Genomic DNA, 14,905 nt, shown 5'->3' on the forward strand with positions numbered 1-14,905 from the left:
CCTCTGGCCCGTGCCTGGTTCCGGATCTGCCGCGTTGGGAGAAAGAGAATAAATGCCCCTGATCAGAGAACTGATCGCCATCCCGGAGCAGGTGCACCAGGGCGACTTCGTCCTGAAGCTGGCCGAGGGCGTGGCACATGCCGAAGCGACGCTGCGCGACTACGTCGTGACCCCGCAGCTCAACGCCTGCTTCAATGACGCGCTGAATTTCATCAAGCAGTCGGTCCAGGGTGGCACCAGCAAGGCTGCGTATCTGCATGGCAGCTTCGGCTCCGGCAAGAGCCACTTCATGGCCGTGCTCAACCTGCTGCTCGACAACAACGTGTTGGCTCGCTCGCTGCCCGAGCTGGCCAACGTCGTCGCCCAGCACAATGACTGGACGCAGACTCGCAAGTTCCTGCTCGTGCCGTATCACATGATCGGCGCGCGCAGCATGGAGTCGGCGATCCTCGGCGGCTATGCCGAGTTCGTGCGCCAGCGGCATCCCGACGCGCCCATTCCGGGTTTTTATCTGTCGGAGCGTCTGTTCGAGGATGCGCTGCGCATGCGTGGCCGTCTCGGTGACGAGGCCTTCTTCCGTGATCTGAACGCAGGGTCGGACGATGGCAACGATGGCAACGGCGGCGACAGCGGCTGGGGTGAGCTGAGTGGCGGCTGGGATGCCACGAGCTTCGAAGCCGCGATGCTCGAGCCACCGAGTGGCGACGACCGCGTGCGCCTGGTCGGCGACCTGATCAGCTGTTACTTCACGGCCATTGCCGACGTTGCCGAAAGCCGCGGCGAAGCCTTTGTGCCGCTCGACGACGGCCTCAGCATCATGAGTCGCCATGCCAGGGCGCTTGGCTACGATGCGGTGATCCTGTTCCTCGATGAACTGATCCTCTGGCTGGCCAGCCGGGCGGCCGATGTCAGCTTCGTCAGCAGCGAGGGTACCAAGCTGGTCAAGCTGGTCGAAGCCGGCAACGCCGATCGGCCGATTCCACTGGTCAGCTTTGTCGCGCGGCAACGCGATCTGCGCGAACTGGTCGGCGAGAACCTCGCCGGCTCGCTGCAACTGCAGTTCAGCGACGTGCTGCGCCACTGGGAGGCGCGCTTCCATCGCATCACGCTCGAAGACCGCAACCTGCCGGCGATTGCCGAGAAGCGGCTGCTCAAACCCTTGTCCGAAGCGGCCCGGCAGACTCTGGGCAATGCCTTCGACGAATTCCAGAAGGTCAGGCCCGAGGTCTGGAATACCTTGCTGACCGAGACCGCGGACAAGGAGATGTTCCGCAAGGTCTACCCCTTCAGCCCGGCACTGGTGCAGACCCTGATTGCCGTATCGGAGGCCTTGCAGCGTGAGCGCACGGCCTTGAAGCTGATGCTGCAACTGCTGGTCGATCGGCGCGATGACCTGGAACTGGGCCAGATCATCCCGGTTGGCGACCTGTTCGATGTGATCGCCGATGGCGACGAGCCGTTCTCGGAAGCGATGCGCATCCATTTCGACAACGCCAAGCGGCTCTACAAACAGAAGCTCTTGCCGCATCTGGAACGGCAGCATGGCGTGACCTGGGAAAACATTCGTATCGGCGACGCCGACCCGGCCAGGGCCCGAGTGCTGCGCAACGACGCGCGGCTGATCAAGACGCTGCTGCTGAGCGCCCTCGTTCCCGAAGTCGATTCCTTGAAAGCCCTGACAGCGCAGCGTCTGGCCGCACTGAACCACGGCACGATCCGCTCGCCCATTCCCGGCCGGGAAACCCAGGACGTGCTGCGCAAGTGCAAGGAGTGGGCGGCCGACATCGGCGAGATAAAGGTCACCGACGATACCAACTCACTGATCTCGATCCAGGTCACCGGCGTCGACATCGAGCCCATCGTGCGCGGGCCGGCGGCCTCCAGCGACAACCCGGGCAACCGCCGACGCCGCGTGCGCGAGATGCTGTTCGAGCAACTCGGCGTGACCGACAGCAACGACCTGTTCGCCACCTACACGGTGCTCTGGCGCGGGACCAGGCGCGAAGTCGAGGTGCTGTTCGAGAACGTCCGCGAGCTGTCGGACGACAAGCTGCGTGGGCGCCCGGGTAGCTGGACGGTGGTCATCGACTTCCCGTTCGACGACTCGACGTTCACCCCGGCAGACGACCTGGCTCGTCTCGGGAAGTATCGCGGCGATGACACGCAGACGCTGGTGTGGATGCCGTCGTTCTTCAGCGCCAAGGCGCAGCATGATCTGGGCCGCCTGGTGGTATTGGACTACATCCTGACCGGGGAGCGCTTCAACGAGCTGGCTGCCCACCTGGCGCTGGTCGATCGCGCACCGGCGCAGGCGCTGCTGCGCAACCAGCGTGACCAGTTGCAGCAGCGCGTTCGGCAGTATCTCGAGGTCGCCTACGGCATTGCCGGCGACTCGCGCGATGCGGTGGTGAATCCGCTGGCGCCCGAAGATCAGTTTCGCTCGCTCGACCAGACGCTGACGCCGCTGCCGCCGGTGGGGGCGAACCTCAAATCGGCCTTCGAAGCTCTGCTCGACCAGCTCTTCAGACACCAGTACCCGGCGCATCCGGTCTTCGATGCCGAAGTGAAACCGGCCGCCGTAAAGAAAGTGTGGCCGGAACTGGAGCGCGCCATCGCGACCGCCGACGGGCGCGCGCCGGTCGGCGACCGCGTGCTGCGGCAACTGATTCGCTCGATCGCCGACCCGGTGCAGTTGGGCAAGACCGGTGAGACGCATTTTGTGCTGGGCAACCACTGGCGCTCGCACTTTCTCCGCGAGCAGGCCAAGGCGAGCGCCGCGATCACGGTGGGCAATCTGCGCAAGTGGCTGGACCAGCCGCTGGCGATGGGCTTGCCGAGCGAAGCGCAGAACCTGATCATCCTCAGCTTCGCCGGGCAGACCAACCGCAGCTTCGTGCGCGGCAAGGTCCCCTACACGCCGAGCATCGATCAGATGCCGGACGACCTGGAACTGCGCGAACAGACGCTGCCCGACCCGGGCGACTGGGAAACCGCCTGCAAGCGTGCCGCCGCGCTGTTCGGCCTGACCATCCCGACCTCGCGCAACGCGGGCAACGTCGCCAGGCTGGCCGAAGAAATGCAGGCCAGGGCACGTGAAACACGGGAGTCGATCGGCAGCCTGGTCAAGACGCTGACCGAGAAGTCCGTCTTGTTCCCGGCCGCTGGCGACAACCATCGCCTGCAGACGGCACGTTCCGCGCTGGCCTTGCTTGCCGGCCTGTTGAATGCCGAAAGCGCGGCAGTGGTTACGACCCTTGCCGGGGCACCGATAGACACCTCAGAGGTCGCCATGTGCCGGACACTGGCCAGGGCACGTGAACTGGATGAAGCGGTGCGCACCGGAGCCTGGGACATCTTCGAGGCGATGAAGACGCTCAGCGACGAGCGGCAAACCGCGGCGCGGGCGATTGTCGCCAAGGTGTGCGAGACACTGGCGGCCGACGAGCATGCGATTGGCTTGAAGGCGGCGCTCGACGAGCAGCGTGGCAAGGCCGTGCGCTTGCTGACCGTGACGCCGCAGCCACCACAGCCGCCACAGCCACCGCCTCCACCGCCGCCGCCGCCGCTCGTGCCGGCGGTGATCGTGCAGGAATCCGCAGCGGCTGACCTTGAAAGCACGCAGGCGCTGGCCTTGCTGGACGATCTGCACGCCAAACTCGACAAGGACGCGGACCTGCGGCTGTCGATTTCGTGGCGGCTCGAAAAACCGGGGAGCAGCAAGTGAGCGGTGCCAGCGGACCGCTGTCCTTGCCGCAGATCGAGGCGCAGGCGCTCGCGGTGCTGGAGCGTGCGAGCGACGCAAAAGTCATCGCCATCCAGACCAGGACGAAGGCGGCGTGGCCGGACGCCATCAAGCTGTCGGGCCGGCCGTTCCGGCTGTGTTGGTGCGAAAGTCCGTTGATGGCCCGCGAAGCGCTGTCCGCGCTGGAAGAGGGGGCCGACGAGCAGGCCGGGGCCGGGCTCATCGTGCTGACGCCGCTGTCTGCACGCGACCTGGGCGGCGACGTCGTCGCGCGACTGGCCCGTGCGCAGGTCTTTCAGCCCGACGCCTGGGGCATGGTGCAGCAGCTCTTCAAGGCGCGCGAGGTCGACGCGCGACTCGGCCGTTTCCGGTGGATGGCGCAACTGCTCGTTGAGCGCTCCAGCATGGGTGCCTATCCGCCCGTGCCCAACGGTTTCCTCGACACGGACACGGCGTGGCGTCATGTCCTTGGCCGCTGTTTGAGTCTGCAGGCAGCGCAGCCGGATGCGGCAATACTGTTGAACTGGTCTCTGGGCGCCGACTCGGCCGGGTATTTCGAAGCTCTGCCCGCTCAGGCCAAAGCGCCGATCGCCGCCTGGTTTGGCGATTCGGCCGGAGCGGTAGGCACGCTGGTCATGGGTTGCGTAATGGCCGGCAACACGCAGGATGCCGTCCCGCTCGGACTGGTGTGCGGCGTGCTGTTGTCCGCTCAGGGCGAAGGCGTGCATGAGCTTGCCGCCGCCGCGATTCGTCTCGAGCGCTTCATGGGGGACAAGCGCATCGGCATTGCCGAGGGGCGCGCGTGGGCGAACGATGCGGCAATGTGCCTGAAGACCTTGACGCCGGCCTTGCGTCACGAGGTGATCGAACGCGCCGAGTGGCTGTTGCGCGAACTGCATGTCGATGTCTACGCGCATCTGAGCGATGTGCTGCCACTCGGCCTGGAGCAGCGGCTTGCGCTACTCGCGGATGCGCTCAAGGCCTTCATCGCCGGGCCGGCGACGGCACAACTTCAGGTCATCGAAGGCGCGGCCGATTCGGTAACACGTCATGCCCATGCCGATCCGACAAGCACACGCATGCTGCGCGTGAACATGGCCGTTCGCCTGTGTCGATGGATGATGGCCGAGCGGCCAGACAGCAAAGGTTCGAGCGGGCGTCAGGCAAGCGGCTTCGCCGAGCTCGCGCAAGGCTATGCCCACCAAGGCGCCTTCGTCGATTGGGCACGTTTCAAACTGCTCGGCGGCGACGAGCTGCCGGGCCTTTCTTCAGCCTTTGTTGCCTTGCGCGACGCGGCACGCACAAGAGCCGAGGCCTTCAATCAAAGCTTTGCCAAAGCCCTGCAGGTCTGGAATCGCGAGCCCCGGGCAGAGCCCGCATGCATGCCGGTGGAAGCGATCGTCGAACGCTTCCTCGCCCCGCTGGCAAAGCAAAGCCCGGTGCTATTGCTGGTGGCGGACGGACTGAGTTATCCCATTTTTCGGGAGCTTTTCGAGGACCTGGAGACCCGGGGCTGGGACGAGCAGGTCACGTGCGCGCCGACGACACTGGCGGTCGGCATCGCCGCCTTACCGACGATTACCGAAGTGAGCCGGAGCAGCCTGTTGTCGGGTCGCCTGGTAGTCGGCGCAGCAGCGCAGGAAAAGAGCGCGTTCGCGACGCATCCTGCCCTCGTCGGCGCGTCGCGCGCCGGAAGCAGGCCGGTGGTGTTCCACAAGGGCGATCTCTCGGACGCCGAAGGCTTGTCGTCGACGGTTCGCGATGCGATCGCCTCGACGCAGCAGCAGGTGGTGGCCGTCGTCTACAACGCCGTCGACGACCACCTGAGCGGCTCGAACCAGATCCAGGTGCGCTGGACGATCGACGATCTGCGGCTGCTTGGGCCCTTGTTGGGCGAAGCACGTCGGGCGCGGCGGGTGGTGGTGGTCACCGCCGACCATGGCCATGTGATCGACGCTGGCACGGTGCAGCGTGGCCAGGGGGAGGGCGATCGCTGGCGGCTGCCGTCGGGCACGCCGGACGCGAGCGAGCTGCTCTTCGAGGGTGGTCGCGTGAGAACGCCGTCCGGCGATGCGGTGGTCTGCACGTGGTCGGAAGGCGTGCGCCACGGAGCCAGGAAGAACGGCTATCACGGCGGGGCATCGGCACAGGAAGTCGTCGTGCCGCTGAGCGTGTTCACACCACGCAACATGGTGCTCAAGGGCTGGCAGGTCGCAGCTGCGCCACAACCCGATTGGTGGGCGCCGCTGGAGGCCGCATTGCCAACAGGAGGCCCTGAAACGCCGGTGCTCCCGAAGAAGCCGCCCAAAGCGAAACCGCTGGCTGCGCCCACACCGCAGATCGACCTGTTCGGTGGGACGCTGCCTGCGGCGTCACCCGACCCCGCAGTGAACTGGATCGACGCTCTGCAGGCATCGCCCGCCTACGCGGCGCAGAAAGCACTGGCGGCGCGCGTGGCGCCGAGCGATGCCGACGTGCGCTCCTTGCTGGAGGCACTGGCTGCGCGTGGTGGAAAGCTTTCCAAAGCAGCACTTGCACAGCGGCTTGGCATGCCCGCGATGCGCATCAGTGGCTTTGTCAATGCCGCCAAGCGCGTGCTCAACGTCGATCAAGCCGCGGTACTGGTGCTCGACGAGACGGCGGCTACGGTGGAGCTGAACCGGGAATTGTTGGGGCGGCAGTTTCGGGTGGCGGTGCGATGAGGGGCGGAGTGCGGCGGAAACTGCCGGTGCTTCGAACTGCAGACGGGGCAGGGCTTCCGAAAGCGTTGACGGTGTACCGTCGCCGCGGGTCGCCGCCTGTTGATTTGATTTACAGCGCCCATTGTCGTTGTTAGCATTTACCGCATGCCAGCCGTCCTGATCCTCGCTGACCGCTATCCGCAAGGGCGACCACTTCCACCGTGGCGAAGCGGACGCGTCTTACCTCTTCACCTCGCTGGAACAACCCCTGGCGGACTTCTGGACCGCCGTCGATGACTGGAGAAAGTGACATGACCAACACCGTAACCATCGGCGTTGCGTCGCGGGCAGAGATCAATGCTCGCTTCACCCACGCAATGACCACCGGCGAGCACGCCACGCCTTTTATCGGCTTTGTCGATGAGCAGGCGCTATGGCGCACCCTGACGCCGCTGCGTTGGGACATCCTCAAGCTGATGACCGGTGCGGGCCCGCTGCCATTGCGGGAAATCGCACGGCGCGTGGCGCGCGACGTGCGCGGTGTGCATACAGACGTGCATTCATTGCTGGCAGCGGGGCTGATCGAGCGAGACGAAGCAGGGTTTCGTTTTCCTTACGATGCGGTGCATGTAGATTTCATTCTGACGGCGGCGTGACTGTCGAGAACGCTGATGCTTGCGGCAAGAAATGAAAGATCTTGCGCTTTGTCCTCTCCCGGCCGATTGCTGTCGTTCGATGATTCTGGCAAGCAGCCATCTGAACGGCTGCTGTATTTCGCAAGCTGCCAGAGAGCCAATGGACACAACTCGGCCAGAGCAGTCGTTGGGGGTGGCGAGGATGTATGGCTGGAATCTCACAGATTGCTGTCGCTGCCAGCTTGAATGGCCGACCGTTAGCTTTCCCGGATGACGAACGCGAACTACCGACCCAATTTGGCCAGTACCATTGAATTAGCTGGTAAACTCAAGAGCGGTAATTGTCTGCCCCAAACACGATGAAGCGTCGCTACGCCCAGTTCAATCCCAAGCGCAAACTACTCTCGCCCGCTGAGGCGGAAGTTCGCGTGGCCGAACTATGGGCGTTGGCCAGTCGCGCTCGCTATGGCGGCAACCCAGAGCATAAGAAGAACCCCGGCGATTTTAGGCTCGTTCCACCTTCCGATCCAAGACAAGGGAAATCGCTGTGCGATTTCGCCAAGATTTTTAAGCGTAACGAAGCTGAAGAGTTACTGCGCGCGGGACTGCGCAAAGGCCTTGTGAGCGACCGGATGGTTGGCGATTGGCCGAAGAACGTATGGGCAGTCACTGACGACGGTTTTGCCATGGAAGCGCAGCTTGAAAACCCCGATTTGGGGACCTATCACGGATACCCCATGCCTGAGACTGATCCGCTGTCGCTGGAAGTCATTCGTCGTTGGGGGTGCCTCAATGGCTGAGCTGCGCATCAACGCAAAGTGGATGGCATCAGCATGCGGGGAACCGGAAGTCATGGCCACAGCAGCCTGGGTCGACATGGATGTCGACAACATCAGCCTGACTCGGAACCAGGACATCTGGGCGGAGACCGTGCGTGACAAAGTCTTCGTCTCTGCCTACCCGCTGGCTATGTGGTTTGCGAGTTCGTGGTGGCGCCTCAACCATGAGCCACTGCCAACGCAGCAGCCTGGCCATAATTGGCGTATGGTCCATGAACTCGGTGCAGCCAATCACGGCTTCGTATGGCCGCGCGTCATCTTTATCCCAGATGGTGAGGCGATTCACGTGTGGGCCGGGACGTCGATGACGCCGGACCAGTCGGTGCAGTACCTGCAAGCGCTGGATGTGCCGAGAATGATCACGTTGACTGGCTTTCAGCAGAGCGTCGAGAGCTTCATATACAGCGTGCTGGCCCGCTTGGATGCTAAGGGCCTCGCTGGGTCGAATTTGGCGCACCTGTGGGCCCTCGTGCAGGAGGATTTAGCGGACCCCGAGGCGGTCCGCCGGAGGAAGCTGGAGGCCGAACTGGGATTCGATCCCGAGGAGTGCCCGGAGCAAGCGCTGAACGCGGCACTGCAGTGGGAGAGCCAGGTCGGAGACGCGGCACTGTCAGAGCTGGCACCGGCGATTGCAGCGTCGGGAGCCACCCCGGATTTGGCGCTCATTGGGCAGCTGGCTAGCGCCGGCGGAATTGTTGGCATCCCCGATATCTCGCCTGGCAGCATCGATCACCTGGACCACGGGGCACCCTGGGAGCGCGCGATTCATGACGCTCGTGCGCTTCGTAACAAGATGGGCAATGTCAGCGACCCAGTTCCCGACCGCAGTCTGCATGACCTGCTTGGCATGAGCAGTGAAGCTGCTGCCAATTGGTCGGCGCCGGTTGGACGGTCGCCAGTCGCGGTGGCGATACCGATGAACGATCGCCAATTGAAGTTCGTTCCGCGCAAGCACAACCCTGCCGGGAAACGCTTCGAGCTGGCACGTTTCTTGGGCGAGTACGTCCGTCCCTCGACTCACGAATCGCGTTGGCTTGTATCAACTGACCTATCGACTTTCCGTCAGAAGTACCAGCGCGCTTTCGCCGCAGAGTTTCTTTGCCCCATCGATTCATTGACGTCCTTTTTGGGCGGTGATTTCTCTTCATACGCCATCGAAGAAGCCGCCGCCGAGTTCGACGTCAGCGAGCAGACGGTAACAAGCCTGTTGCTCAACAATGGCTACATTCACCATCATTGGACTGATAGGATGCCGTATCGAATGGCAGCCTGATCTGCTTTTCGTGATCTCAACTTCCGCTTAGGGTCGAGAGTTCGCGTTCCCCAAGGTAGTAGGCTGATGTTCATCCGACCCAAGCCGCCAACGACAGCAATCCGGGCGATACCGGCTCTCTACCCTCGCCATCCTCAATGGCCGGTGAGGCCGAGGAGCACTCAGCCAGCTACCACTCGGTGCGACTGCTCCGCTCCGAAACCTGTCGCTGGAACACCGAGACGATGAATGTCTCTTCGGGGTCGGACGCGGTCGTTTTCAAGCCAAGAACAAATCAGTTCAGCAGAACTCGTCCGAACCCCTGGTCGAGTTTGCATCGTGATCGGCAGCGGCTTTCCGTTGTTTCGGCGAGTCGCTGCCGGGTGAAGTAGGCAATGAGGGTACATAAGTGATTAGTCCGCAACGCCGAGCCGAAGTCATCGAGGCCTTGAGACGCGGCACGGTTCCTAAGGCTGGCCTCGATGCGCTGGCCGTGGGCTATGGCCGCCTGCAGGGAACTCTCGATGAAGAGTTGGACGCCGTGGCGTCCGGACGCGGAGCTTTCAAGGCTATCCGCGGTGAATACGGCTCGGGCAAGACTTTTTTTGGCCGTTGGCTGCAGGAACGAGCCCGGGCGCGTGGTCTCGCGACCAGCGAGGTGCAGATCTCGGAAACGGAGACGCCGCTGCATCGCCTGGAAACGGTGTACCGCCGCTTGGTCGAACGCATTGCCACGGCGGACAGCGGCGAAGGTGCGTTCCGGGGCATCGTCGATGGCTGGTTCTATGCGCTGGAGCGCGACGTGCTGGAGGACAGCAGCCTCGACCCGACGGACGAAGTGAGCTTGCTCGCCAGGACCGAGGCACTGATGGAGGCGAGATTGGCCGGCGTGAGCAGGGTGGCGCCGGCTTTTTCAGCCACGCTTCGCGCCTACCGCCGCGCGCTGCAGGCCGGCGACAAGGCCACGGCCGATGGGCTGATGGCCTGGCTCAGCGGCCAGCCCAACGTCGCGGCATCGATTCGGCGCTCGGCTGGTGTGAAGGGCGATATCGATCACTTCGGCGCGACCAACTTCCTGTCCGGCTTGCTGACCATGCTGCGCGACTCGGGCTATGGCGGCCTGCTGCTGGTCTTGGACGAAGTCGAGACCCTGCAACGCATGCGCGCCGATACCCGCGAGCGGGGCTTGAATGCCTTGCGCCAGTGGATCGACGAGATCGACGCCGGTCGTTTTGCGGGGCTATATCTCCTGATCACCGGAACCCGGGCCTTCTATGAGGGTGCTCAAGGCGTTCAGCGCCTCGTACCGCTGGCACAACGACTGCACGTCGATTTCGGTACCGACTCGCGCTTCGACAACCCACGCGCAGTGCAGGTGCGCCTGCCAGCTTTCGGTCACGATTCGCTGCTCGAAGTGGGACACAAGGTGCGCGACATCTATGCCGAAGGTGCCGTTTCCGGCGATCGGGTCCATGCTCTGGTCGACGACGATTACGTCGAATCCCTGGCCAAGGCCGTCACCGGGAACCTGGGCGGCAGGGTCGGCGTGTCTCCGCGGTTGTTCCTGAAGAAGCTGGTTGCCGACGTGATGGATCGCGTCGATCAGTTCGAGGACTTCGACCCGCGCAAGCACTATGCGCTGACAATTTCGGAGAGCGAGATGACTGCGCAGGAACGTGCATCCGTGGGCGTCAGCTCGGTCGATGACATCGAGTTGTAGGCAGCTGGGCGCTCCGGGCGCTCCGGGCGGCAATCAGTGAGCGTGGAAGGCTTTGAGCGCCTGCACGGCGCCTTGCAGTACCACATCGTCAACTCACTGCGCTGGGCGGGCCTGCGCTCGACGCAGGCCGAGGCGGTAGCAGCGATCCTCGAAGGCAAGCATTGCCTGATCCTCGCGCCGACGGCCGGTGGCAAGACCGAGGCGGCAATCCTTCCCGTCCTGTCGTGCATGGCGAGCGAGGAGTGGCCGGGGACCAGCGTTCTGTACGTGTGCCCGATCAAGGCGCTGCTCAACAACCTGGAATCACGCTTGTCCGGCTATGCCGGCTTCGTCGGCAGGACGGTACAGATTTGGCACGGGGACGTCGGGCAAGGGAGCAAAGCGCGGGCCAGGCGCTCGGCACCGGACATCCTGCTGACCACACCGGAGTCCCTCGAAGGGATGCTGATTTCGACGAAGCTGGATCGAGCCTCATGGTTCGGCGGTGTCCGCGTCGTGATCGTTGATGAATTGCATGCCTTTGCCGGTGACGACCGCGGCTGGCACCTGCGCGCAGTAATCAAGCGGATCGAGGCTTACGCCAGGCAGCCGATGCAGAGGATCGGCCTGTCGGCGACGGTGGGCAACCCGGATGAACTGCTGGACTGGTTTGCCGGAGCAGGTGAGCGCCAGGTCGTCGGCTCGTCGTCGGTCAGCACGGACGCCGATGTCAGCATCGATCATGTCGGCTCGATGGCCAATGCTGCGACGGTGATCTCACGGCTGCACCGTGGCTCGAAACGTCTGGTTTTCTGTGACAGCCGCGCCAGGGTGGAAGAACTGGGGGTGGCGCTGCGTCGCCTGAACACGCGCACCTTCGTCTCGCATTCGTCCTTGAGTGCGTCCGAGCGGAAGCTTGCCGAAACCGCTTTCGCCGAAGAGCAGGACTGCGTGATCGTCGCCACCAGCACGCTGGAGTTGGGGATCGATGTCGGTGACCTGGACTACGTGATTCAGATCGACTCCCCGAGCACGGTTTCCTCCTTCCTGCAGCGGATGGGGCGCAGCGGCCGGCGCACCGGCAGCCGCCGCAACACCCTGTTCCTGACAACAACTGACGAGGCCTTCCTGCTGGCTTGTGCAATCACCACGCTGTGGCGCGAGAGGTATGTCGAGCACATCAAACCGCCGCCGCTACCGTGGCACATGGTGGCGCAGCAGATGATGGCGCTGGTGCTCGAATACCCCGGCCTACCGGCGCACGAAGTGATCGGCGTGGCGCGAACTCAGTTCCCCGAACTCGATCGGGAAACGGTAGCGACGGTGTTTGGTTTCATGGCGGCCAAAGGCGTCCTGTTCGTCAGTAGCGGCCTCGCGTCGATGGGGCCTGAAGGCGAGAAGCTGTTCGGGCGCGCTCATTTCCTGGACCTGCTGTCGGCGTTTGCGAGCCCGATGACGCTAGCGGCACGCCACGGTTCCAGCGAGCTGGGTCATGTCGATCCGCTGGCGGTTCAGCAGCACGGCCCGACGGTCCTCCTGCTTGGCGGCCGAAGCTGGAAAGTGATTTCAGTCGAGTGGTCCAGGCGCACGGTGTGGGTGGAGCCGAGCGACGAGAAGGGAAAATCGCGCTGGCTCGGGACGTCTCGCTGCCTGGGTTTCGAGGTCTGTCAGGCCATGCGCCGGGTGTTGTTGAAAGAAAGCGATGTGGAGTTGGGCCTGTCGAAGCGGGGCATTCGGCAACTCGCTGAAGTCCGTGAGCTGATCTCCGCGCCAGAGCGCCAGGGATCGCTCCTGCTGGAGCAGCTGCCGTCCGGACGGCAGCGTTGGTGGACATTTGCCGGCGGTGCCGTCAATAGGGCATTGGCGCTGAGACTCGCTGAGCTTGGAAGCATACGGGTGGATGATCTGTGGCTGGAGACAGGCATCGGGGTCCCGGTAATGAAGCTCATGCAGGGTCGAATTGAGCCTGTGGCAATAGCAGCGTTTGGCGCCAGCCTGGCGGCGCGCGCCCAGTTGAAGTTCGCTGCTTGTCTTCCCTCTGACCTGGTGGCCGCAGTTGTTCTAGGTCGCTCGCTCGATGAAGCGAATCTGCAGCGACTCGTGTGCGGAGAGCTCGGTGGCGTGGGTAACGGTCATGACAGTCGAGATACCCCGGATGATGAAAGTCATGACCGTCCCCCTCTTCCCCTGACCCTTCTCCCGCGAGGGGAGAAGGGAGTTTCGTGAGTCGCTTGCGCGCCTTTTCATTAAGGGCACTAGCGTGGGGCTTTCACCAGCATGATCAGGAGAATGGCCATGACCGCGGCCGCCCCTGCCGCAGGCGAGTCCGAGGCTACCTGTGCGAGAGGGCATCAGCGACCTTCGCCCGCTCCAGTTTGTGGAAACCCATGCCGAGGTTGGCCGGGTTGATCTGCAAGTCGAACGCCGTCGTTTTCACAGCCTTCTGTTCGTCGCCGGTCAGGCGCGCCAGGCGGTCGGTGAACGTATCTGCGATGCGGAATTCCATGTCTGCTTTCTTGCCTCGGTTACAGTCCGGCCGTCAGGTCGACGAGGCTCTGTGGCAATACGTCGCGCTCCTGCAATGCCGCCCTGACGCTCTCGCCAATGTCGGGGGCGATGGCCACATACTCGCTGGTCCACCCTTTGAACTTCGGATGCACGGCAAGGAAGCGGTCGGCGCTCTTCTTCAGCGCATCTGCCGAGCCAATCAGACGTTCGGGGTTGCGCTTGCAGGTGCCGAAGCGAATTCGTTGTTCGTCTTCGTTCACCGCCACGAGGTCGATTTCGACGTCGGAGCGATCCCAATAACCACGGATGCGCTCGCTGAGCGCGAAGTCGCCAATACCCAGGCGGCTGCGCTCCTCGTATAGCTGGCCCGCGAGGTCTTCCAGCGCGTAGCCCTCGACGTCGGCCAGACGCCCATCGGCCTGGTCGATCAGGACGTCGATCGGACGAAAGGCGACCGCCGAAACGGGCCGCTGCAAGGCCGACAGCCAGGCGCGCAGGAAGTTGTCGCGGATGTAGTAGCGGCCGCTGCGTGCCCGCGCCGGCGAGAAGATCGGCAGGCGCCGCTCGATCATGCGGTAGCGTTCGCTGAGGACTTTCAGATAGCCCCCGACCTGGCGTACCTCGCCGGGACCGGAAAGCTCGACCATCGTCGCTTCGATGTCGGCGTTGGTGCAGCCCGGGTGTCTGGCCAGGTACTGCAACACCATGTCGTAGCGTCCGCGCAGTTCGCGCAGAAACCAGTTGTCGGCTTCGTTGCGCAAGGGTGAGGAACTGGAGAAGAACAGGCTGCGCAGCAAGGGCCGGCGCTCCGCGTTCAGCACCCCCTGCTCGTAGGCGTCGCGGTAGAACTTGGGTACACCCTCGAAGAGATTCCAGAGAAACAGCAGCCGTGAAGGATCGTCGTTGGCGTGGACGCGCAGGATCTCGAGCACCGAGGCGATGTCGAGATGCCCCAACTCGATGGTATCGGTGCTGCGGTTGAACAGCGGAGCGTCCCGGTCCTCGAGCACGGCAGTCATTTCGGCGTGCAGCGAGCCGAGCACGATCAGGCCGCCGACGACCTCGGCCGCACGCGCAGCAAGGCGATCGACTTCCGCTTGCAGCAGCGAACAGAAGTCGGCCAATTGTTTGCGGTGGAAATACTGGAACTCATCGAGCGCCACCACGTAACCGGCGCTGGCCAGCCGCCCGATCAGTTGTGCCAGTTCGCCGAGGCTGGAAACCCGCGCGTCGATCCCGAACGTCTCCAGATAGCCGTTGCAGGCGGCTACCACACCTGCAGGGTCGGAATCCGGGATCTGAATGTAGAGCGTTCTGTCGATAGCGGCTGCGCGCAGCGCCTCCTGGATCAGCGCGGTCTTGCCGATACGCCGCCGTCCTGAAATCTGCAGGAAGAACCACCGCCGCCGCTGGAGAATGCGCTGCATCTGTTGCAGCTCGGAGCGGCGGCCATAGAACGACCAGGGAGCCATGTCAGTCATGTCGAATGCGTTGCGGGCCTTAATATAAAAGTTTTTACCTTAACCGGAAAATCGCAGCAAGCTTTTGA

The 14,905-nt window shown here is 63.6% G+C and carries 9 protein-coding genes; 7 read left to right on the forward strand and 2 right to left on the reverse strand.

All coding sequences use genetic code 11. The annotated features are described in order from the left end of the window. The first annotated feature begins 52 nt into the window (after nt 1-52). From QZ648_RS04955 to QZ648_RS04985, 7 genes are all read left to right on the forward strand, one after another. A complete protein-coding gene (locus tag QZ648_RS04955) occupies nt 53-3,724 on the forward strand; it encodes a phage resistance protein (protein ID WP_291996285.1) in 3,672 nt (1,223 codons plus the stop codon). Then, nucleotides 3,721-6,444 (forward strand): BREX-2 system phosphatase PglZ, encoded by a 2,724-nt coding sequence (gene pglZ, locus QZ648_RS04960; protein ID WP_291996286.1) that lies wholly within the window; start codon nt 3,721-3,723, stop codon nt 6,442-6,444. Before QZ648_RS04955 ends, pglZ begins: the two co-directional genes overlap by 4 nt. A 356-nt stretch (nt 6,445-6,800) precedes the next feature. Continuing rightward, nucleotides 6,801-7,079 (forward strand): transcriptional regulator, encoded by a 279-nt coding sequence (locus tag QZ648_RS04965; protein WP_291996544.1) that lies wholly within the window; start codon nt 6,801-6,803, stop codon nt 7,077-7,079. Nucleotides 7,080-7,417: 338 nt separating this feature from the next. Further along, complete coding sequence (locus QZ648_RS04970) at nt 7,418-7,858, forward strand: hypothetical protein (RefSeq protein ID WP_291996287.1); 441 nt, start codon at nt 7,418-7,420, stop codon at nt 7,856-7,858. Beyond that, a complete protein-coding gene (locus QZ648_RS04975; RefSeq protein WP_291996288.1) occupies nt 7,851-9,170 on the forward strand; it encodes a hypothetical protein in 1,320 nt (439 codons plus the stop codon). The genes QZ648_RS04970 and QZ648_RS04975 overlap by 8 nt, the downstream gene beginning before the upstream one ends. Before the next feature lie 388 nt (nt 9,171-9,558). Next, nucleotides 9,559-10,869: a BREX system ATP-binding protein BrxD gene (gene brxD / locus QZ648_RS04980; RefSeq protein WP_291996289.1), complete on the forward strand. Its 1,311-nt coding sequence runs from the start codon at nt 9,559-9,561 to the stop codon at nt 10,867-10,869. A 36-nt stretch (nt 10,870-10,905) separates the two neighbouring features. Further along, on the forward strand, nt 10,906-13,074 hold the full coding sequence (locus QZ648_RS04985) for a DEAD/DEAH box helicase (protein WP_291996290.1): 2,169 nt from the start codon (nt 10,906-10,908) through the stop codon (nt 13,072-13,074). 106 nt (nt 13,075-13,180) lie between these two features. Here the strand turns inward: QZ648_RS04985 and QZ648_RS04990 are convergent, their stop codons facing one another. Continuing rightward, a complete protein-coding gene (locus QZ648_RS04990) occupies nt 13,181-13,354 on the reverse strand; it encodes a hypothetical protein (protein WP_291996560.1) in 174 nt (57 codons plus the stop codon). Between the two features lie 19 nt (nt 13,355-13,373). Next, nucleotides 13,374-14,783, reverse strand: coding sequence for a DUF234 domain-containing protein (locus tag QZ648_RS04995; protein ID WP_291996545.1), 1,410 nt, complete (start codon nt 14,781-14,783; stop codon nt 13,374-13,376). Nucleotides 14,784-14,905: the final 122 nt, after the last annotated feature.

The sequence above is a fragment of the Candidatus Accumulibacter sp. ACC012 genome, from assembly GCF_907163155.1.
GTDB classification, from domain to species: domain Bacteria; phylum Pseudomonadota; class Gammaproteobacteria; order Burkholderiales; family Rhodocyclaceae; genus Accumulibacter; species Accumulibacter delftensis.

Coding starts and splice junctions, on each gene's coding strand:
- QZ648_RS04955 (WP_291996285.1), top strand. CDS start 53: ATGCCCCTGATCAGAGAACTGATCGCCATCCCGGAGCAGGTGCACCAG.
- QZ648_RS04965 (WP_291996544.1), top strand. CDS start 6,801: ATGACCACCGGCGAGCACGCCACGCCTTTTATCGGCTTTGTCGATGAG.
- QZ648_RS04970 (WP_291996287.1), top strand. CDS start 7,418: ATGAAGCGTCGCTACGCCCAGTTCAATCCCAAGCGCAAACTACTCTCG.
- QZ648_RS04975 (WP_291996288.1), top strand. CDS start 7,851: ATGGCTGAGCTGCGCATCAACGCAAAGTGGATGGCATCAGCATGCGGG.
- QZ648_RS04990 (WP_291996560.1), bottom strand. CDS start 13,354: ATGGAATTCCGCATCGCAGATACGTTCACCGACCGCCTGGCGCGCCTG.
- QZ648_RS04995 (WP_291996545.1), bottom strand. CDS start 14,783: ATGCAGCGCATTCTCCAGCGGCGGCGGTGGTTCTTCCTGCAGATTTCA.